11 protein-coding genes are annotated in these 21,441 nt (G+C 67.6%); all 11 read right to left on the reverse strand.

Features of this window, described 5'->3' with window-relative positions:
• Nucleotide 1 precedes the first annotated feature (1 nt).
• Genes AADH62_RS10085 through AADH62_RS10135 form a run of 11 tightly spaced genes read right to left on the reverse strand, consistent with a single transcriptional unit; the run spans nucleotide 2 to nucleotide 21,439 of the window.
• On the reverse strand, nucleotides 2-292 hold the full coding sequence (locus AADH62_RS10085; protein ID WP_341579366.1) for a hypothetical protein: 291 nt from the start codon (nucleotides 290-292) through the stop codon (nucleotides 2-4).
• Between the two features lie 42 nt (nucleotides 293-334).
• Nucleotides 335-4,852 (reverse strand): FtsK/SpoIIIE domain-containing protein, encoded by a 4,518-nt coding sequence (locus tag AADH62_RS10090; RefSeq protein WP_341579367.1) that lies wholly within the window; start codon nucleotides 4,850-4,852, stop codon nucleotides 335-337.
• Nucleotides 4,849-5,619, reverse strand: coding sequence for a hypothetical protein (locus AADH62_RS10095; protein ID WP_341579368.1), 771 nt, complete (start codon nucleotides 5,617-5,619; stop codon nucleotides 4,849-4,851). The genes AADH62_RS10090 and AADH62_RS10095 overlap by 4 nt, the downstream gene beginning before the upstream one ends.
• 51 nt (nucleotides 5,620-5,670) lie before the next feature.
• Nucleotides 5,671-7,269 (reverse strand): serine/threonine-protein kinase, encoded by a 1,599-nt coding sequence (locus tag AADH62_RS10100; protein ID WP_341579369.1) that lies wholly within the window; start codon nucleotides 7,267-7,269, stop codon nucleotides 5,671-5,673.
• Nucleotides 7,269-8,579: an FHA domain-containing protein gene (locus tag AADH62_RS10105; RefSeq protein WP_341579370.1), complete on the reverse strand. Its 1,311-nt coding sequence runs from the start codon at nucleotides 8,577-8,579 to the stop codon at nucleotides 7,269-7,271. The genes AADH62_RS10100 and AADH62_RS10105 overlap by 1 nt, the downstream gene beginning before the upstream one ends.
• A complete protein-coding gene (locus AADH62_RS10110) occupies nucleotides 8,576-9,415 on the reverse strand; it encodes a PP2C family protein-serine/threonine phosphatase (protein ID WP_292725663.1) in 840 nt (279 codons plus the stop codon). The genes AADH62_RS10105 and AADH62_RS10110 overlap by 4 nt, the downstream gene beginning before the upstream one ends.
• A 14-nt stretch (nucleotides 9,416-9,429) precedes the next feature.
• A complete protein-coding gene (locus AADH62_RS10115; RefSeq protein ID WP_341579371.1) occupies nucleotides 9,430-10,611 on the reverse strand; it encodes a DUF5684 domain-containing protein in 1,182 nt (393 codons plus the stop codon).
• Complete coding sequence (locus AADH62_RS10120) at nucleotides 10,608-13,163, reverse strand: transglutaminase domain-containing protein (RefSeq protein ID WP_341579372.1); 2,556 nt, start codon at nucleotides 13,161-13,163, stop codon at nucleotides 10,608-10,610. The genes AADH62_RS10115 and AADH62_RS10120 overlap by 4 nt, the downstream gene beginning before the upstream one ends.
• The gene (locus AADH62_RS10125) at nucleotides 13,160-14,515 is read right to left on the reverse strand and encodes a DUF58 domain-containing protein (protein WP_341579373.1); all 1,356 of its coding nucleotides are present in this window, start codon (nucleotides 14,513-14,515) and stop codon (nucleotides 13,160-13,162) included. The genes AADH62_RS10120 and AADH62_RS10125 overlap by 4 nt, the downstream gene beginning before the upstream one ends.
• Nucleotides 14,512-15,477 carry an AAA family ATPase gene (locus AADH62_RS10130; protein ID WP_292725671.1) on the reverse strand — a complete coding sequence of 322 codons (966 nt, stop codon included), beginning with the start codon at nucleotides 15,475-15,477 and terminating at the stop codon, nucleotides 14,512-14,514. Before AADH62_RS10130 ends, AADH62_RS10125 begins: the two co-directional genes overlap by 4 nt.
• 25 nt (nucleotides 15,478-15,502) lie before the next feature.
• Nucleotides 15,503-21,439, reverse strand: coding sequence for an Ig-like domain-containing protein (locus AADH62_RS10135; RefSeq protein WP_341579374.1), 5,937 nt, complete (start codon nucleotides 21,437-21,439; stop codon nucleotides 15,503-15,505).
• Nucleotides 21,440-21,441: the final 2 nt, after the last annotated feature.

A 21,441-nucleotide genomic window follows, 5' to 3' on the forward strand; every position in this document is an offset into this window, starting at 1 on the left:
GTCAGCTGCCGTCCCCGTTCAAGTTCGACGCGAGCTCGCGGTCCACAGCCGCGAATTCATCGTGAACTTTCCTCACCGTCTTGCGGACGGCCCGCACACCGGTGAGCATGTCGTCGCGGTGGAGGTCCCAGGCGTTGGAGAATTCGCTGAGCTTGCCTGCCAGCCCCGAGTGCCCGACGAGGTCGGCGACTCCGGCGGCGATCGAGTCCGAGTGCTCGAAGGCGCGCTCGACTCGCCCGAGTTGCAGGTCCGCTGATTCCAGACCGTCGAGATCGATTCTCAGATCCGCCACGTCGTCTCCCTAAGCTGCTGTCCCCGGTGTCTGTCCCTCACGCTAGCGACGTCCTCCGCCTTTGGTCGATGGGGAGTCCTCCCCATCGACCAAAGGCATCTGAACCCGCGTCACTCGTCCGCCCCGGACGAGGTAGCCGCGGCCGGGCGGGAACTCCGCGCGAGAGACCTTTGGGAACGGCGTGCGCATGATCTGGTCGCCATCCATCGGGTCGGGCTGGAGGATGATGCCGCGTCGGGCGGATTTCACTTCTCCGAGAAGTGGCCAGGAGGAGCCCCAGCCCGCAGTCTCTGCCTCGGCGACGAAGAAGTGGTCGGAGCGCTTGATCAGTTTGATGAGTTCGACGAGAGCTGCGTCGGCGGGCGTCGAGAGGAAGTCTGAGAACCCCTCAACAAAGACTGCGATGTGCGGGACAGGCTCGCCACCGACCCGAGCTGAGAGCTCTCTGGCAAGCGAGGTCGTTTCATCAATGTCGAGTGCTGTCTGAGTCCAGAGGGCCAGACCAGCGAGCCGAGATCTTTTACCGCCGATGAAGTACAGTTCAGACTCCGGCTGAGCTCGGCTCAGTGCCGAGGCCAGTGAAAGCAGCGCGTTCGTCCGACCGCTCGAAGGCGCCCCGGCGATGAGCATTGCGCCAACTGGCTCGAATCCTACCGGTTCGAGCGTCTCATCCGAGATCCCGAGAACCGGCTCTCCTTCCACTGCTGTCGGGAGTTCCGAGAGCAGAACCTTTCTCGGCAGGGCGCGCACCTGCTCGGCGGGTCGTCGCCGCGCGGCGATCGTCGCGCCGAGGTCGGCGATCGCACGTACCTGATCAACCGTGCTCCGAGAGCCTCCGAGCACTGCGATCTGCGTCTCCCACCCGTCGATGATCGCTCTGCCTGACGGCGAGGTCGGAGAAAGGATGTCGTCCTCCACGTTCAGAAGGGTGTATCCAGTCTCCTCGGCCAGGCGGAGTACGACCCGACGAGAGATGGACGCCCCCACAGCTGACGGCACGCTCGCTGCACGGTCGGCAGTCAGTGCGATATGGATGCCGAAAGGCCGCCCATCCGAGAGTAACTGGAGGAAGGCGGCATACCACTCTGCGCGCCCCGCTCCCACCTCGTATTCGGCACGGAAGGCAGGGAATCCATCGACGAGGAGCAAGATTCGCGCGAGGTCTTCGCTGCCCGTGGATGCGCGATAGTCGTCGATCGTCGACGCGCGTGCTTCGCCGAAGAGCGCTGCCCGCCGGGTCAGTTCCGCTTGGAGCATTCGGAACAGGCGCACAACGCGCTCGGAGTCGTCACCTGCGATCACTGCGCCGACATGGGGGAGCGGTTCCAACATGCGTAGGCCGCCAGATCCGAAGTCAAGACCGTAGACATCGACGATCCCGCCTCTTGGAGTGATGCCTGCGGAGATCGCGAGCGTGCGTAGAGCTGTGGACTTTCCTGAGCCGCCCGTGCCGTAGATCGCGAGATGGCCGTCGATGTCCGGCAGGAAAGAGACCGGCTCCTGAGCCTGGCGGTGGGGGAGGTCGGCCACGCCGAGGACCAGCTTTGTGTCCGTTCGCTGGGGGAGTCGTGCCAGATCGTAGATCTGCGCCAACTCGGGCATCCACGGACGCCGGGGCGATGGTAGGCGGGCGCCGATGAACGCTTCGCCGATGCTACGTACCAGTCGCGTCTGATCAGTCGGGCCAGGGTCGGAGACGCGTGGAGCGTCTTCCGTGTCGGGCACTTCCCACAGCACGGGTGAGCCGAAGCGCAACTCGGCCACGTCTATCGACGGAGCGGGCTTCTCGCCGGTTGTCCACCCTCCCGCGTAGGCGGCCTGAAAGGGCGTGAGCCGTCCGGGGCCCGTCTTCGCGCTCGCGCGGCCGGGAATACTCGGGTCGAAGTGAGCTGCGGCTGGCGTGCCGAGCACATCGACAGAATCTGCCTCGTCGGCCATGCGCAAAGCGATGCGCAAGTTCGTGTTCGCACGCAGATTGTCTCGGATCACTCCGGCAGGGCGTTGCGTTGCGAGAATGAGATGGATGCCGAGTGAACGACCTCGCTGGGCGATGTCGACCACACCGTCCACGAACTCTGGAACGTCGCTTACGAGTGCCGCGAACTCATCGATGACGATGACGAGCGCTGGCGGGGTCTCGGGGTCACGAAGGCCCTCCATCTCGAGGATGTCCTTGACCTTCTTGCGGTTGAACAAGTGCTCGCGATAGTGCAGTTCTGCGCGCAGACTTGTCAGAGCGCGTCGGACGAGATGCGGGCTGAGATCAGTAACAAGGCCGACCGAGTGCGGCAGGGACACACAGTCGGCGAACGCTGAACCGCCCTTGTAATCGACGAAGAGAAAGGTCACGCGATCGGGGCTGTACTCGGCAGCCATGGCGAGCACCCACGTCTGCAGGAACTCGCTCTTTCCGGATCCGGTGGTCCCACCCACGAGTGCGTGAGGACCCTGGACCCTGAGATCGAGGTGCATGGCATCCGTCCCGCCTTGCCCGATGATTGCACGCAGCCTGCCAGGACGATGGCGACCGGAGGGCGCTGCCGAGCGATCGATCAGCGACTCATTCTGCGCCCAGCGGTCGATCACTGCGGCGGTGGACGTGAGTAGCTCTGAGTCCAGAAGGGTTACGAGAGACACCGACCTCGGAACGTCGGACTCCTCGGCTGAGTAGGCGCCAGCATCCGTGACGGGCGCGAGCGAACGCGCGAATGCTGCGCACCGTTCATGGTCGATCCGCTCGGGTTGGACAGGGGTGAACTGCTCTCCCTGGCGCACGTGGCCGATTCGCGCGTCGAGGGACCCGATGGTGGAGAACTCGAGAAACGTGCGACACACCGCTGGCAACTGAGCCGACGAGGCTTCGAGCCAGATCCCGTAGACACCCGCATCCGGTGCACGCTCCATCAACTGGACGAGACGGCCACGGTCCACGATGCAATCGTGCGCGATCAACACAACGATCGCAGGTAGGGGTATCGACGGTGGTAGCGCGGCCGAGTCATCCTCGCCGACCTGTGCCGCGCGCGCAACCGCGGAGTCCGACACTGCCATGGCGCGCCTGGAGTACGGGTCCCGCTTGGACTCCGGTGCACGTGCATCGACGAGCTCTTCGAGCGCGGCGATGAGAACACGCGTACTCGATTCGCTGTCGGTCAGATGCGGGATAGCGTTGAGCGGGCTGCTAGGCGAGGATGTGTGGGGAAGCCATCGCATCCACTCGAAGGAGTTCCCCGTACTTGGACCGACGATTGCCGAGACGACCAGCTCATCCGGGGAGTGGAGTCCGGTGAGCTGAGTGATCAGGGCGGCAGCGGCTTCCTCCGCGGCTCCGAGTGGTCCCGCGACACCAATGCTGCCGGAGTCGTGCAGGTTCTCGAACACAGGAACTGCGGGTACGAGTGCGAATTCGTCGGCCAGGGAACGGAGCTCGTCCACGTACTCGGGTAGCGCGCGTTCCTGACCGGGTATGTCGGCGATGCGTGATCGGCTGGCGAGGGTCCCCGTTCCGATCCGAACGTTTAGAAACGACCAGTGCTCCGGTCGGCGTGTCCACAGCAGTTCGGTCCGGCCGAGGGCCGCGGCGACGACCTCGTCAGTCGAGGGGGCCTCTTTGAGGCGGATCTGGTGCTCGAGAGTGAGCGACGTGGCGAGTTTGGTGCGAAGAGATTCCATCTGTGCACCGAATCGGCGGATCTGGTCGCGCATGCGTCGGCGCCGTGTTCCACGAGTGGTCAACCAGTTTGCGAGCATCAGGACCGGGGAGAGCGCGACGAAAGCAATCGATAGCGGCGACTGCGTGATCGAGAACAAGACGGCACCCATGATGAGCGGCGCGATCATGATGAGCCAGGGGAACGGCTGGCGGTCCTGCTCGATGGGTGGCTCCGGGGAGGGGAACTCCGTTCCCGGAAACCGTGCCTCGACGCGTGGTGACCGGTTGAACGGAATCGACGCTGGTTCGCGCGGGGTGCGTCCGGGCACGCCGACGACGTCGATGAGTGTGAGCGTCACGTCGCCGAGCGCGACGCTCCAACCCGGCCGCAACGTCGCGCGCGAGAGCATGCCTCCGTCGATGACAAGACCGTTTGCCGATTGCTGATCGATGATCGTGACGGCGTCATCGAGGATGTCGATGACGGCGTGGGACTTTGAGACCGATGGGTCTGTCAGAGCGATGCCGTTTGCCTCACCGCGACCGATCGAGGTCGTTCGACCGGTGACGGTGAATACTCGCGCGTCGTCTGTGCCGCCTGATGCCCGGAACCGAGCGGTCGGTTGCCCGGCCGCCATCGCAAGACGTGCGGGTTCTGAGCCGGCGTCGATCAGGCTGATGTGAGATCCCGAGATAATGCCCGCATCTTGAAAGGGCATCGTGGGATCGATGGCGTTCCACGTTCCGCTTCTGTTGACCGTGATCGTCTGCGGGCCAAGGGTCGAGTGCTGCGGGTCTCGGGAGGCGATTGCGTCAGCGACGTCTGCCACGTGTGCGCCCGCGTCGACGAATATGGTCAGGTCGGTGTAGGTGGCGTCCGGGCGGATCAGTGTCAACTTCGTTCTCATCGCGTGCTCCCGCCACTAGCCGTCTGTGGGAAATCCCTCGGCTGACCGGCATCCAACAGTGCCAGGTCTGTCGGTGTCACCAGCCGTGCCATGATCGCGTGTTCGACCAGGCGTGACTTGCGGTTGCGGGCGAGCTTCCCGACCCCGCCACGCAGACCTGGGACGCCGTCGCGGTCGAGTTTGTCGCAGACGTTATCGAGTTTGCGGTTGAAGGTCGTGATCGGCCACCCGAGACGCTCTGCGGCTTCGGCGGACGAGGGAATGCGGCTTGCGCCTGCCATCCCGTCGCGAAGCATCGGTTCGCATAGCGCGATGATCAGCAGCCGCTGGCTCGGGGTGAAGGTGGTGGCGCCGAGCGTTGCCGACAGTGCGGTGTCGGCAACGGTGGAGACCGGCAAGGCGGCATCCGGCGCCGGATTTGCCGAGGAGCCGTCAAGGATGACCCCGAGTTCGTACGTGAACGGGCCCGCGCTGAACACGACGCTCAGCGGCGATGACACGAGTGGCATGCGGCCGGCCGGACCCAGCATTGCCTGGTAGGTGCCGTCCGCCGTTGCCACCCCGACGGTGATCGACTGGCCGCAGTTCGTCATCCACCACATCCCGGACGCCCACTCGAATTCCAGCAGTCGCCTGTGCAGGTAGCGGTTGTCGTCGATGCAGAGATCGGCATCGCGGCCGACGCTGAAGGTCCTCCCTGGCGTGCAGGCGTGGCGCTCGCCGCAGAAGTCGATCGTCAGCGTCGACGCTGTCGTGTCGTCATCCATCGTCTCGTCCCCCTAGAGGCGTCCTCTGCTCCACCCTGCTTCTCGCCTTCATCAGCCCGCGCCCAGCAGCAGTGCCACAGCGACGGCGGCGGCGGACAGGACGAGCAGCGCTCCGGCGCCGATGACGATCAGTCGCCATGTCGTCCGCCGCCGACGGGCACGGCGTGCGGCCGCGGAGCCCCCCGTCGGGGCGACCTGCGGCGCGGGCGCAGCGCGACGGGTGATCGCCGGTGTCGGTAGCGACTCCCGGATGCTATACGTAGTCCGGGCAGCGGACTCCGCGCCAGGGTCGTAGGCGATTCGCGCTCCCGGAGGCGGCGTCCACGCCTGAGCTTGCGGAGCAGCCGGACTGGCGGGGGAGCGGAGGATCGTCTGATCGGCGGGGTCGGCGCGCCGCCCGGCAAGCGCAGTGCGATCCGGATCGGACGTCCGTGGTGACGCGAGTGCCGTGCGCTCGGTGTCGGGTTCGCGCGCGGGGGCAATCGCCGTGCGGTCATCGATCGGCTCGGGGAGCGCCCGTGGTGGCGCGATCGTCGTTGCCTCGTCCGGCACCGCCGGCGTCCGCGGGCGTGCGATCGTGGGCTCGGTGGGCTCGGTGGGCTCGGTGGGCTCGGTGGGCTCGGTGGGCTCGGTGGGCTCGGCGCGCTCGGGGTCAGAAATCGTTGTCCGCGCCCCGGCGATAGCGGTCCGGTCGTCCACCGGAGGCGTAGGGGACGGTGCGACGGCGCCCGCGACAACCGCCGTCTCGCGCGGAGAGAGCCGGGTGAGCTCGGCGCTGTCGTCAGGCATGTCCTGCGCGCTCGGGATGTCGAGGTGCGTCGTCGGAAGTCCCATGTCCTGCTCGATGCGCTGGAGTCCGCGCGCGAACTCCGAGGCCGATTGTGGGCGTTCGGTCGGATGCTTGGCCAGCGCGATCCCCAGAAGCTGCTGAACCGCCTCGGGAACATCGTCGCGGGGGATTCTCGGCGCGGGAGTGGACATGATGTGCGACATGAGGGCGGGAACGTCACGCGCTCCGGTGAGCTCGAACGGCGAGGCGCCGGCGAGGAGCGTGTAGGCCGTGGCCGCCAGCCCGTACACATCAGCTGTCGGCTCGAAGGAGTGCCCCCCGACGACCTCGGGGGCCGCCCACGGCAGCGACATCGCGCCGCCGCTGTTGGTCGGGTGCCCCGCCACGACAGAGATGCCGAAGTCTCCGAGGGCGGGCCACCCGTAGTCGGTGGTCAGGACGTTGGCGGGCTTGAGATCGCGGTGCAGGATGCCGTGGCGGTGTGCAGTCTCGACCGCGCCAGACAGACGGATCATCGTCTGCAGCATCTCCGGGACGCTCAGCGGCCGGTCGCGGATGCGTTCGGCCAGCCCCGGGCGCGAGCAGTACTCCATTACCAGATACGGGCGGCCGGTCGTCGTGATCGCTGCGTGATACACCGTGACGATCGAGGGGTGGGTGGACACGGTTGCAAGCAGATTCGCCTCGCTCTCGAACGAGGCCTGCGTGCGGGGATCGGTGACCGCTTCGCGCATGACCTTGACAGCGACCCGGCGACGGGGGAACTCCTGCTGGAAGAGCAGTACGTCTGCGAACGCGCCGGCACCCAGGTGCCGCTCGAACGTCAGCCCCGGGATGTCCACCCCGCCGTAGCCCGGCATCACGGCACATCCTCCACGTGGATGCGCACGCCTCCCAGATCCACCACGACTCCAGCGGTCAGCAGTGCGGTCTCGCCGCCGCGCAGGCGCCGGATCGTTCCATCCGTCGCAAGGATCACCGTCCCGTTGGTGGACCCCAGATCCTCGATGACGACGTTCCACCCCTCCACACCGATGCGCGCGTGGTTGCGCGAGACGTCGGTCGAGGCGCCTTCGATCTTCACCAAGGTCGGAAGAGTGCGACTATCCGACCGCTCTGCGCGGGGGCTGCGGCCGATGATCATCTGCGCGTCGATGGGAAGGCGGCGTCCGTCCGGGAGGCGCAGCATCCCCTGAGGTCGACTCGTACGCGCCGGCTGGGCTCCCGTCAGCGGGATCGCGCACACGACGCAGGTCGCCCGCGTGGGTGGGTTCGGGTGGCCGGTCGCGCAGACAAGGCCCGACACCTCGGCCGACATCTCGTCCGACGCTGCGGGTGACATCGCGTGTCCTCTAGCAGTGGAAGACGGGGTCGGGAGAATGGCGGCGGGCGAGGATGCGACCTCGTCCTCCACCTCTTCTGCGCGAACCGCGGCTGCCTCGACGCCGAAGAATCTCGTGGACCCGAAGAGATCGTCGAACCGGTAGCGGTCGGTCTCGGCCTCCTCTTGCGATTGCGGTGGAGAGGTCGGCTCGGGGTCGCCAGCGGAGGTTGGCGCCGGTGCAGCGCTGTGCTGCGCCACGGTCGCAGGTTGCTCAGTCGGGGAGGATGCGCTGGATCCGTCGTCGAAGAGGTGCGCGGGGAAGTCCTCGGTCTCGGCGCTGAGCCCTCCCCGCGCTGCGCCCGTGACCGTCATGAGCCGCAGCGGGGCATCCGGCCGGCGAAAGACGATCTCGCTGATCGCCAGGGCGCCCGGCCGGGCCGTGCGCTCGTCGTCCGGGATCGCGCGCAGATCCGCGCGGACCAGCTGCCTGTCGAAACAGACGGCCAGGCGTGTGACGCCGTCGAACGCCACTTCGCGCCACGTCCGTGCGCCGAGGCCGTCAACCGTGGAGCGGCGCCACCGATCATCCTCGATTGTGAGGACCGCCGCGCCGCGCAGCATCGCCGTCAGCGTGCCGTCTTCTACCCTGCCGACGAAGAAGTCCGGTAGCGCGCCGATCCCAGTCTGGAGCACGATATCCAGCAGATCCTCGAGGGACGTGTCTGCCGTCATCATGGGGAGCACCGCGCGGGCGCGGTCCTCGCCGTGAACACCGCCGAATGCGACGCAGGTCGATCCCTGGATGATCGCGGGATGATCGCCCCGCATGTACGTCCAGCCTGTCATCCGCGCGCCCGCTGCTTGCTCGAGGGGACTGTGTCCTCGTCGGGGAGCAGATCGGCGACAACTGCGCTGGTTGCGCCGATGCCGCCAGTGACGTCGTCGGAGTCGGGGCTCGCGCCGCCGGCGACGACGTCCACCACGATCGCCGTCACGTTGTCGCGCCCGCCGCGCTCGACCGCCTGCATCACCAGAGTGGTCGCCGTCTGCTGGGTGCTGCCACCGAGAGCGAGACCGGCGCGCAAACTCTCGTCGGGGAGCTCGCCGGTCAGCCCGTCGGAGCAGATCAGCAGCCGCTCGCCCGTGACGATGGGCAGCAACCAGTACTCGGCCTCACTGTCGGGGGCTCCCACGGCCCGAGTGATGACGTTGCGGCCGCTGTAGGTCGCCATATCCTCGCGGCGGAGCTTGCCCCCGTCGACGAGTTCCTGCGCGACCGAGTGGTCGACCGTCACCTGTTGGAGCGTGTTGCCGATCAGCCGGTACACACGCGAATCGCCGATGTTCAGCACCAGCCACCAGCGGTTCTCATTCTGGGTGACGACGACGATCCCTGTGAGCGTTGACCCGGCTCCGTTGGGGAGAGCGTCGGCGATCGTCGCGACACTGTGGTGGGCGCGCTGGACCGCCGCCATGACATCGTGGGGTGCGAGATCATCGACCCCTACGAGGGGCCGGAACGCATCGATGACCGCGGCGCTCGCGCGATCGCCGGCGTCGTGGCCGCCCATGCCGTCGGCGACGATGAACACCGGGTATGCGGCGAGGAGCGAGTCCTCGTTCATCGTGCGGCGTCGACCGGTATCGGTCTGCGCCCCGGTGGTGATCGTCAGCGTCGTCATGCGCGTGGTGGCCTTCAACTTTTGCGGATGCGGAATGTCGCGTCCCCGAGCTGGAACGTCTCGATGAGAGTGTGTGTCGCGGTGACCTCGATCTCGGCGCCGGATTCGTCGAGCACGATCGAGCCGTTGGTCGAACCCGAATCCTCGATGACCCAGGTGTCGCCGACCAGACGCAGCACAGCGTGCGACTTCGAGACCGTCTTGGTGCCGTCTACCACCGCGATGACTTGGGCGTCCGACCCGGCCGGGGCCGCCGGTGAGCGCCCGAGGATGACGGTACTTGCGGTGATGGCCACATCGCTGCCGTCGGGCAGGGTCAGCAGCCACGAGGGACGCTTGGAGCGCGAGATCACGGTGCGCTCGTCATCCTCGTCGATGTGCAGGGGAGTCGGGGCGGCGGGCACAGGGGGCGCAGGAGCGACGTCGGGTGCCGTTGCCGGCGCGGGAGCCCACAGGCTGCTGGGCTGCTCCGCAGGATTCGGGGCGGACGGCGGCGGCGGCGGGATGAAGGCGGTCGGCGCCGCAGCGGGAGCAGCTGGCGCCGGGGCGGGAGGTGCGGGCCAGGGCGACGCGGGGCGAGCGTCGAAGGGCGATGAGGAGCTCGGGGGCGGGGGTGGGGGTGGGGGAAGCGCGGGTCCACGCGGGGGTGCCGGAGGCGCCGGAGGCGCGGGGGGAGCCGGAGGTGGCGGAGGTGCCGCGGTAACCGCCGCGCCGCCCGCAAGTGAGAACGGACTGGTCGGCGGCGCGGGCGGCGCCGTCGGGGTGTCTGATGGCATCTGACCCGTCGGGTATGCCGGGCGCAGCGGCCCTGAGAGCAGCCGCGAGCTTCCCCACCCGAGGATGCTGGCCCAGATGGGGAAAAGAAACACCGCGAGGACGGTCAGCCCCGATCCTCGTCCGAATCGCTTGTTCACGGTATCGATCGAGATGATGAGGAAGACGAACGCGACGATGTTGACGATTGGCAGGAAGGCCAACAGCGCCCAGAACCCGGGCTTGCCGCCAAGCTCGTACAGCGTCCACGTGTTGACGACAGGGACCCACGCCTTCCAGACGGGCTCGCCGGCCTTCGTGAAGACAGCGCCGAGTGCCAATGCTGTCCAGATATAGATGCCGAGAGGGATCAGTATCGCGATGAGGATCACGACGATCCCCGCTCCCATCAGCCCGGCGGCTGCGCCGGATCCATCGTTCATGAACGTTGCTCCTTCCGCGACGCCGTGCGCGTCATCCGGGTGGTGTGGGTATCAGAGGTGCGCGGGCGGGCGGCGCGCTCTGCTCTTGCCTGCGCGGTCGCTGTCTGGATGCCGCGGCGGAAGGATCGAAGCGAGATGCGAGCACGCAGGCTGGCCCACCAACCGAGCCCCGTTCGCAAATGCGCACGCTCTGCGTCGACGAGGCTCCAGAACGCGTCGCTCTCGGCTTCGGTGGGCTGCTCGAAAGCGAAGGCCGACCGATCGGCCCACGAGGCCAGCGCGACCGCGGCGCCGGTGCCTTCCGCGTCGTACAGCGCAGCGAGCTCGGAGCGCGTCTGCGCGTGCGGCAGCGGCAACCCACGGTCGACCGCGGCATCGACATACTCGTCCCAGCCGGCGATCACCCGGTCTGCGGGGTCGGCTGCGTGACGGCGGGAGCGTCGCCGCACCGTCTTGGCCGTAATGATCGCCAGCAGGGGGCCCAGCAGGATGAAGAGGACCAGCAGGGCGCTTCCTGACACGCGCAGCGCTGCCCAGAGGTCTGAGAGGTCCACGCTCTCTGGCGCGGCCGTGTCGTCGGCTGTGCCGGCATCCGCGGGTGAGGCATCCGGTGGCGGGACGGCATCCGCCTGCTGCGGGCGCACGTCGGTGGGGATCGGGGGGTCGTTGCGCTGATCGATCTCGGGCGCGATCGGGTTCGCGTGCTGGGGCGTCGTGTCGATCGGGATCCAGCCGCCTGCGGTGTCGCGGATCTCGATCCAGGCGGCGATGTCACCGCCGACGCAGCTGCCGTCTTCGCAGACACTCAGCGTGTCGTCCTCGCTGTGAAGCCGGGCGCCCAGGACGACACGGCTCTCGAAGCCGAGTCGATCGGCGATGAGGGCCGCGGCTACGGCGAACTGCTCGTCGTCACCCACAGCGGCAACCAGCAGAACGTCGTCGTCGCCGCCGACGTCATTCTGGCGCTCATTGAGGGCGCTGAACAGCGACCCGATCCGATCTGTCGAATGCCCGGCCCGGCTGGGCTCGAATGAGTAGTCGTCCAGCTGGGTCATCCACAACGGCGGGACGTCCTCATCGATCGTGAGTGCATGGCTGAGATACCCGCGGGCGCGCAGGCGCTCGATGAGAGTCACCAGCCCGTCGTAGCCATCGGCGACGTCTTGGAGCTCGAGCCACTGGGTGAGCGAATCCGGGATGACATCCTCGTCGAGCCGGGGCTCGCCGACGAGCGGATCCTGGGCGTCGGCAGCGGCCAGCGTGGCGGTCTGGGAGATCGACACGCCCGGGGCAAGGCCCGGATCTGACAGCTGCACGCCCATGTCGGCGTTGGGGCTGAAGAAGAAGCCGTCTGCGAGCAGGTTGCGATCGGCACCGGAGAATCCCACGGAGGTGAGCCCGGCGGTGATCGGCACCCAGATCCCCGAGTAGGCGCCGATCTCGATCACCGAGCGGATGGTCCCCGTACCTGACGATGTCGGAAGTCGCACGAACGCGGTGGCCAGCGGATCCAGCCCGTCCGGGGCAAGGACGCGCGCGACGACCCCGTCGTAGAAGCTGAGGGTGGCAAGGCGCACGCGGTCCACCGACGGATCGGTGGTGATACGGAAGAGCTCGGTGTCCACGATGTCGTCATCGAAGTTCTCGCGGTAGGTGATGAGGGGGCTGAGTTCGGAGCGGATCCGCAACTCCGGGGCGATGACGGTGCGGGGAACCTCGCGCACCTGCCCCGCCACGGCCAGCGGCGCAACGATCAGCCCGACGACGGTCGCGACGGTCGCCATCGCACCGGCGAGCAGCCACTTGCCGGTCGCGGCGCCGCGGGGGCGCTTGGCGCGCACGCCGGTCGCTGTTTCGGCCGTGCGCAGCTCGAGGGAGCGCGCGGCGTTGGTCCGCCACACGAACCAGCCGACGCATGCGAGCAGGCAGAACAGGCCCGTGGACAGCTCCACCACTCCGGGAACGGTGACGGGTCCGATTTCCAGGATGCCGCGCACCGCGCTTGAGCCGAAGACGATGCCGAAGACCGGCATCGTCAGCGCGAGCGGAGCGGCGAACACCCAGTGACGTGTGCGCCACGCCGTGCTCAGAGCGATCACAGGCGCGAGGAGACAGACCAGCAGGAGCGGGGCGAGCACTGCCTGGTAGGTGCCGAGAGGCACGTCGAGGGTGAGGATGTTCTTCCACCCGGTAACCGGCGCGGTGGCGATATCGACGACTGCGGCGGGAAGTTCGCTGAGATCCGTGAGTGCCCGCGGCGCCCCGAGGGGGATACCGAGGACGAGGTAGGCGGCGACGGTAGCGAGGGCGACGATCCACCACGACCACCGGCTGCGGGCAGCCAGGACGGCGATCGTGACTCCCGTCACAACCCCGATTCCGACGGTGAGATACATCCAAGGGTCGCGGTAGATCGGCCACGCGGCCACAGCGGCGACGCCGCCGAGTGCGATCAACAGCCCCACGTCGATGACCCACAGTCTTCGTGGCAGGGCGGAGGTGCGCGCTCTGCGGCGCGCACGGTCGCGGATCGGGGCGGCAGGCGCGCTCATGCCGCGGACCGCCGGGCAAGGATGTGGCGAAGGTCGTCGAGGAGTCCGATCGTGATCACGGCGATATCACCCAATTGCCGATAGCCGGGCTCGGCGGCCGGGTCGCAGACGATCACGATCACACTGACGTTGAGGGGAAAGGCGACGGCCGCGGATTGGATGGTATGCGCGGTGACTGTCGAGCCGCACACGAGGAATCCGACCGAGACATCGCGATGGGCCTCGACAGCGAAGGTGGCGACATCCAGGAGGGGGTTTACGGACGTGCGCTCGGCGACCTCGCACAGGGCATCCAGCAGCGTTCGGGCGCTCACCGTCGGCAGTTCGTGCACGGCGCGGGTGATGCGTCTGGCGAACTCGGGTATCTCCTGCCCGACGACGACGTCGACGTCACGGCCGTCGCGGATGCCGCGCACACCGAGCGAGCCGACGGCACTCACCGCGAGCTCGAACTCGTCTTCGTTTGCGAACTCCGTCTCGGCGGTGGCGAGCGCGATCAGCATGCGCGAGCGCCGGGATTCCTCGTACTGGCGCACCATGAGCGTGCCGGTCTTGGCAGTCGACTTCCAGTGCACCTGGCGGCGGGAATCGCCGGGGACGTATTCGCGGATGGCATGGAAGGAGATGTCGGAGTCGACGATGAGAGACGAGGGATTGCCCTCGAGATCGCGGACGAAGCCTGTGGCGGTGCTGGGGATCACCGTGGTCACCGGGTGCACGTACAGGGTGTGGTGGTCCTGCCACGCTGTCTCACGTCGCAGCAGTCCGAGCGGGTCCCCGCGGACCGTGCGGGCTGGGCCGATCGCGATGACACCGCGGCGGTGGGTGGGAATGGCGACCTGTTCGCTGAAGACTGCCCCGGGCCGCAGCAGGGGCACGGCTATTTCGACAAGACCTTCGCCGACGGGGACGTCGACGACCCCGGGGAGGGCGAGTCGACGGCCGATGTTGGTCACGGTGATCGCGCCGCTGACCTCGGCGCCGGCGACGACCCGGTCATGGGCGAGCGTGAGGTCCACCTCGTAGGCGCGCCCGCCGAAGAGGAACACCGAGGCGAGCAGCAGAAGACTGAGAGCGATGGTGCCGGCGGCGACAAACTCGATCCAGCCGAGGATGAGTCCGGCCGTGAGCCCGACCGCGGCGGCGGCCAGCAGCATCCACCCGCCAGCGGTGACCGTTTCGGTCACCGCCCGTGTCGCGCGCGTGATCGTCTGCCTCAGCCGCCGCCAGAACTTGATTCCCTGAACGACGACGACCGTCGTCGTTCCCCCCGTGGCATAGCGCGTTCGAGTGGTGGACCGTCCGGTCGATCCACTCGTTCGCGTGATCCGGGAATCGGTGTGTGAGCTCACGCGGACTCGCGCTGGCTAGGTGGCACGGTGTCCAGAAGCACCTGTCCGATGACGGCGTTCGCGGTGACCCCGTCGAATTCCGCCTCGGGGTCGAGGATGAGGCGGTGGGCGAGGACCGGCTCGGCCAGCGCCTTCACGTCGTCGGGGGTGACGTACGAGCGGCCGTGGGCTGCGGCCCAGGTCTTGGAGGCCTTTGTCAGCGCGAGCGCGCCGCGCACACTCACGCCCAGGCGCACCTGCGTCGCGTTTCGAGTGGCCTCAACCAGGCGCGAGATGTAGTCGAGCACGAGCGGGTTGAGGTACACCTCGCGGGCGATGTCGGCCATCGTCACCACACCCTGGGGAGTGATCACGGGGGCGACTTCGCGCTTGGCTGTCGCCGTCCCCTCGAGGATTTTGAGGGTCGCGGCGTGATCGGGGTAGCCGAGCGAGGTCTTGAGCAGGAAGCGGTCGAGCTGCGCCTCGGGCAGCCGGTAGGTGCCGGCCTGCTCGACCGGGTTCTGGGTCGCGACCACCAGGAACGGGGTACCGACCGGGCGGGTCACGCCGTCGACGGTGACCTGACCCTCCTCCATCACCTCGAGCAGGGCCGACTGGGTCTTGGGGCTTGCACGGTTGATCTCGTCGGCGAGGACGACGTTGGCGAAGATCGGTCCCATGTGGAACTCGAACTCACCCTTCTTCTGGTCGTACACCGTGATGCCGGTGACATCGCCGGGAAGCAGATCGGGGGTGAACTGGATGCGGCTGCTCGTGCCCTGAACGGTGCGCCCCATGGCGCGGGCAAGCGACGTCTTGCCCGTACCGGGGTAATCCTCCAGCAGCAGGTGGCCCTCGGAGATCATCGCCGTGAAGGCCAGCTCGATGACATGGCGCTTTCCGAGCACGACCTGTTCGACGTTGGCGACCAGGCTGTCAAAGGACTCCTGGAACCAGTTGGTCTGTTCGGCGGAGAGGGTCATGCGGATCCTTTCGGGCGTGCGGTGCTCACGGGGTGGTGCTCCCCTCTGTTCCGGAGTCAGCGGGCGGCGGATCCGGGGCGGTGCAGTTGATGGTGTAGGCCTGGGTGCTCAGAGCCACGACAGCCCCGCTGAACTCGACGGAGTACGTTGCGTGAGCCTCAGTGTCTTCTGACGCGGACGTCGAGTATTGACCTGCCTCAGCCGCAACGACAATCTGATCGGCCGAGACTTCGCCGGTGACGCAGGTCGCGGGGAACTCGATCCGCACCGGGTAGGCCGGTGATCCAGCAGCGGGGGAGATCGTCACGGGTTCGGAACACGTCTCGGTGCCACCCGCCAGACAGGCCTTCGCGGTCAGCGGCGCCGGTGCCACACCGTATCGGAAGGCATCGTCGAAGGAGGCGACGGGTGTCCCACCCGTGAAGAAGACGACTTGATAGGTGCCAGTTGCGGACAGCGCCGGGGCCGTGATGTCGTTCCACTCACGCACCCGAGCCTCGGCGGTAGTGGAGGCAGCGATCGAGTAGGTCGTATCCCCGGTCGGGGGAGGGATCGTCTCGCTGGGGCGGACGGTGCCGCTGGTCCAGCTCGTCGTGCCGAAGGACACTCCGTCGTACCAGGTCTCGGCACAGAGATCGACAGTCGTCGCTTCCCACACCGTGCCGGCGAGCGTCGTCGAGAACGAGGATCCTGTGACCGTCCCCGAGGGAGTGCAAGTCGTGCCGGCCAGAACGGCCCGAGCCTTGACGGTGGCGCCCGCGCCGTTGGGCGTGACCGTCGCGGCGACCTGGATCTGCCCGGAGCCGTCGGTGCTCGCGGTGACAGTCGGGTCGGTGATCAGCGGCGCACCGATGCCCCAGGCCTCGCCCGAGACCGAGGTCCCATCCGAGCTGCCGCCGGCTACGACGGATTCGGGCGGCACCTCGAACCGGGTGACAGGCGTCGCTGTCACGGTCGTGGCGGTGTTCGAGCCGACAAGGAACGCGGGGAACTCGACGCTGTTCTGTCCAGACGGGACAGAAACCGTGACGGTCTCGCCGACAGGGCTTGTCAGACGGATGGCGCCCGTGGTCGGACCGATCCCGGTCACGGTGATCTTTGCGATGAGACCGTCGGGCGGGTTCGGCACAGGAGTCGCCTCGATCCCGCCGGGGGCGACGGGGGCCTGATACGCCCAGGCCACGATGCTCGAGCTGGTTCGCGACTCGCCCGTGGAATTGACCGCCCACGCCTGGTAGGTGACCTTCTCACCGTTGGTCGCCGAGATCGGGGCGCACTCGCCCGTGGCAGAGCAGGTCGTTTCAACACCGTTGCTGCCTGAGACTCGGTAGCCGCTCACCGCCGGGTACGACGTGGATTCGGAGCTGACCCGCAGGGTCACTGTGTCGCCGGTGTAGTTGGTCCAGTTGATGCGTGCGGGATCTGCAGGCAGTCCCTGCAGGTCGAGGATCACGGTGCCGTCGCGATCCCCACTGGATACGCGCTGTTGCGCATCCTGCACTGAGAAGCTTCCAGTGCAGTCGGCAGCGCCCGGCGCATCGGAGGCCCAGCTCGCGGTCACCGCGGTGGCGCTGGCCTTTGTGAAGGTGACGTCGGGGCAGTTCTCGGGGTTTGTCACCGAGACCAGCATCAGCGGCGTGCCCGGAAGCGGATTGACCTCGCCTGCCACGCCGATCACCTGGATTGTGCAGGATGTCGTGCCACCGCTCTGGGAGCACTGCTGGGTCGCCGTCCCGCCCTTCGGGAGGGTCGAGGGTGCAGGCCCGACCGTGAGCGCCAGGGTCGCTGCCGCGGCATCCGGGTGGCTGAGGATGCGCACGGTCACCGGCTCCTCGCGTGCGGGCCGCGATGCATCCTTCGCAACGATGGTCAACGAGGAGCCGGACTGCGTCACGTCGAACTGATCGCCGGAGTACTCGATGCCGTACTCGACCGAGGCCCAGTCGGGTGCCCCGTTCCAGGTGGTCATCGACTGCAGGTCGTACACGGCTTCGGCGCCGGGGCTGACGCTGAGGGATGCGGCGCGCAGTTCGGGCTGCGGTGCCTTCGCAATGATCGAGACCCGCAGCGCGAGATAGGTGGGATCCTCCTGCGAGGCGAGCCGCACCGGCACGGTGCAGGTGTCGGTCCAGGGGCCGCCGACGCCCGCGTCATAGCGAATCGTCGTGCCGCGCTCGAGGGAGCACTGCCCGGCCCGGGCACCGGTCGAGGTGACGCCGGCGCCGTCAACGACAAGCTCCTCTCCCTTGGGGACTGCCACGGCCTGCGCCATGTCGACGTCGACCGACCCCTCTTCGTCAACCTCGATCTGTGTGAATCCGGCACGAAGCGCCAGTTCGATGTCGTTGTCGCCGGGGATGCGGAGGAACCCGTAGGTGACAACCTCGGTCCCGTTGAAGGCGGTGCCCGAGAGCTGGAAGGGCACAAGTGTGGAGTCCTCGGGAATCTCTCCCGAGATCGACCAGCCCTGGGCACTGAAGGCCGTCGAGTCGCCCCAGAGAGCCATCGTGAGGTTCGATATGTCGCCGCCGCTCCAGGTCACCCGGCCTGTGACGACGTCGATGCCAATGGGCAGATCCTCACGGGTCTCGGCGGTCAGGATTGTGTCCTGCACGACCGGGTAGTCGGGTACCGGAGTGCGCACGACCTTGAGGACGATCAGTCCTTGGGCGGTGTCACCGCTGCGATTTCGTACGGTGTAGAAGAAGGAGTAGGTGCCCAGTTCCGTCCCCGCCGCGAGCACGACCTGCCCCGTCTCGGTATCCACCGAGGTCATCATCGCCTCGAGCTTCGCGTATTCGTCGGTGTCAGGTTGGGCGTTGGGACGCACATCGACCAGTTGCAGCTCGCTCCCGGTGGGATCGACGTCATTGTCGGTCGGGAACAGCACGACCGTGTTGGACGCGCCGGCCTGCGCCTGGGCATAGTCGCTGTAGGTCACCGGGCTCGGGTCGGAGGCCTCGTCCAGGATGCCGATGCGGACCGTCGCGGCGGCGGTCTCGCCACGGGAGTCTCGCACCTGGTAGGTGAAAGCATCCTGGCCGCGGGCGCCCGGGTTGCTCGTGTAGACGATCGCATTCGACTCGGCCGAGATCGCTGCCGAACCCTGCGCGGGCTGCGTGACGATGCGGTCGAGAACCACGCTGTCGCCGTCGGGGTCGACACCGAAGCTGTCGAACGGGATCGACACCGCACGACCGCTCAGCACCCGTCCCGAAAGGTCGGTGGGAAGGGGAGCGGTGTTCGTATCGGAGGGCAGCACCGTGATGAAGATGCGCGCACTGTCGGTCATCTCGGGGAACCCGAGGCGGAAGATCGTATACGCCACGGAATAGGTGCCCGGCTCGGAGGGGGCGAGGTAACGCACCACCCGAGGCGTCGCGAAGGCGAGTCCGGCAGTGGATTCGTTGATGACTTGGGACGGATCGATTGAGACAAGTGCGCCGGCGGGAGCGGTGTCGTTGGCTAGAACCGGGATGTCGATGAGAGAGCCGACGCGCACGGTGACAGTGTCATCGGTCGCGATCGGCGGCTTGGCGCTCGGGGATGGCAGCAGGATGACGGTCAGCTCGCCCGTTGCGGTGGCGTTCGGATCCCCGGTCCCGTCCGAGACCGTGTACCGGACCGTACCCAACTGCCCGGGCTGCCCGTCGGCGGTGGTACCGGACACGCGGATCAGGCTCTGTGCGACGACGTCCACGCTCAGCGAGGCGCCAGAGGCGGGCTCCGGGCGAAGATCACTGACCAGCAGGACGCGCCCCGACGGGTTCTCGACTGCGGTGAGCACGTCGATCGAGGCATCCTCGTTCGGTCGGACGAAGGCGGTCAGCGGCGGCGTCGAGATGCGGACTTCCGCGGGATCGAGCACCGTAATCCGCACGGTCGCCGACATCTCGCCGGTGTCATCGCGCACGGTGTACTGCACGACATGCGAGCCCGGCTGGTCGGCGGTGAAGGTGAAGGACAGCCCGGAGGAGTTCGGGACGACGGTGGCCGTCGAACCGTTGAGCGTCTTGACGGCGGTCAACGACACCGCGCCCTTCGTGCCGTGCACGCGGTCATCCAGGGTGACCGACATCGGCAGGCCGAGTTCCCCGGTCAACGCGAACGAGTCGGCGGACAGCTGTGGCGACGGGGTGACGGAGATGAACAGGGGCTGGCTCGTTGACGCGCCACGGGAATCCGAGACGGTGACATCGACCTGCACGCTCAGCGCCGTCGTGGTGTTGGGATCCGGGTGTTGGTAGGTGACCGTGCCTGCAGGGTCGGCGGCGACCGTTCCCACGCCGGTGCCGTTGGTGGCGTCCGAGAGGTAGACGGGGTCGCCGTCCGGGTCGACCCAGGCCTCCATCACGTCCACCGAGACGGTACCGCCGGGCAGGACATCGGGCGAGGGCCACGTGGCCAGACACCCCGGATCGCCACCGCACCAGATCGGCGCGTTGTTGACATCCTCCGGGACGACGCTGACGGTCACGCTGGCTGGCTCGGAGTTGAGGCCGTCGGCCGTGGTCCCATCCGTCACCCGGTACGAGAAGGTCGCGGAGCCGGAGGCTCCCGCTGCGACCTCGATGACGAGCTGCTGACTCTTATTTGCGACACGGATCGTGCCGAAGGACGGATCAAGCCCCGTCACCGACGAGCCGATGATGCTCAGGACATCCTCGTTGGGGTCGTGGTCGTTCAGGAGCACGGGCAGGACAACGTCCCGCCCCGCACGGACGCCGAAGGAGTCGGGCTCGGCGACCGGAGGTCGCGGGTCGAGGACGCGGTCGGGCGTCACATTCTGGTCCTGCTCCTGTTGACGGGCGGCCTCTTCGCCACGCCAGGACTGCGACGAGGCGACCAGCGCACCATCGGGCAGCGTCCACACCCAGCCGGAGGTCGTCTCGTTGAGGATCGCCTGTCCGGAGTTGGCCGCGATGACCGGCGTCAGCTGCTCGTCCAGGGCGGCTCCGGCGTAGTCGAGGTCGGTGGCTCCGGACTCCGAGGACCACAGCGTGCCAGCTTCGGCTGTGAGCCATGCGCCGAACAGGACACCCCCGACGGAGGTCGGCTGCGCGGGCGCACCCTGGGCCTCGACAATGCGCTGCGTGTTCTGACCGTCGAGGGCGACCGTCACCAGACCGCTTCCGTCGGCGATCGAGACCTCGGCAGCGGACGGGTCTGGACTCTGAAGACGCGCGTTCTCATCGACATCGAGAGAGATCGGACCATCGACGCCCTGGATCCAGAGTGTTCCGCTGGCGGGCTCCAAGACGACCCACCGCCCGCCGACCCGACTGAGCTGCACGTCATCGGTGGCCGGGATCTCAACGTCCTCCTCGTCGGTGATCTCGCCCGTGGCGGCGTCCGCGGTGAACATCCTCCCGCTCGCGAGCGAGAGCGCCAGCACCGTCCCGGTGTCGGTCACGGTCACCGCATCAGCACCGATGCGCGGACGCGTCTGCCCCTGTTCGACCACGACGTCGGCGTACGGGTCGATGATCGTCGCGGCACCGCCGGTCGACAGGCGGGCGGCGTAGACGTCGCCCGTGTCGGTCAGATAGGCGAGATAGTCGCCCGCCGAAGACACGTCGCTGGTTCCGGACGGGGTCGGCTGGAGGACGTCTGCGGCATCGGCGTCGATGTCGGGAGGTGAGGGGAGCGAGACATCCGCGTACTTGCTGTCGCCATCGGTGAAGACGAACAGATGCCCTTGCGTCTGGGCGAGACTGCTGGGGTTCTCGACCTGCTTGACCGTGACGAGCTCGCCCAGTGCCGTGTTCACCCGTGCATAGTTCCGCCCGTCGCCGGTCTGCAGCGCCCACACGGACGAATCCTGCAGCGGCGTCTCCTGTGCATCGAATCCTGGCCAGACTGCTGCGGCCGCGACGACCAGGCCGACGACCGCGACCGTTGCCCCACCGGCTACGAGTGCGCGCCAGCGGGGCCTTGTCGGGCTCGTCGGGGTGGATGTCATCC

The sequence above is a fragment of the Microbacterium schleiferi genome, assembly GCF_038150145.1.
GTDB lineage: Bacteria > Actinomycetota > Actinomycetes > Actinomycetales > Microbacteriaceae > Microbacterium > Microbacterium schleiferi_B.

Bases quoted from the DNA above. Each gene is read 5' to 3' on its own strand.
- AADH62_RS10090 (WP_341579367.1), bottom strand. From the start codon at position 4,852: ATGAGAACGAAGTTGACACTGATCCGCCCGGACGCCACCTACACCGAC.
- AADH62_RS10095 (WP_341579368.1), bottom strand. From the start codon at position 5,619: ATGGATGACGACACGACAGCGTCGACGCTGACGATCGACTTCTGCGGC.
- AADH62_RS10100 (WP_341579369.1), bottom strand. From the start codon at position 7,269: ATGCCGGGCTACGGCGGGGTGGACATCCCGGGGCTGACGTTCGAGCGG.
- AADH62_RS10105 (WP_341579370.1), bottom strand. From the start codon at position 8,579: ATGACAGGCTGGACGTACATGCGGGGCGATCATCCCGCGATCATCCAG.
- AADH62_RS10110 (WP_292725663.1), bottom strand. From the start codon at position 9,415: ATGACGACGCTGACGATCACCACCGGGGCGCAGACCGATACCGGTCGA.
- AADH62_RS10115 (WP_341579371.1), bottom strand. From the start codon at position 10,611: ATGAACGATGGATCCGGCGCAGCCGCCGGGCTGATGGGAGCGGGGATC.
- AADH62_RS10120 (WP_341579372.1), bottom strand. From the start codon at position 13,163: ATGAGCGCGCCTGCCGCCCCGATCCGCGACCGTGCGCGCCGCAGAGCG.
- AADH62_RS10130 (WP_292725671.1), bottom strand. From the start codon at position 15,477: ATGACCCTCTCCGCCGAACAGACCAACTGGTTCCAGGAGTCCTTTGAC.
- AADH62_RS10135 (WP_341579374.1), bottom strand. From the start codon at position 21,439: ATGACATCCACCCCGACGAGCCCGACAAGGCCCCGCTGGCGCGCACTC.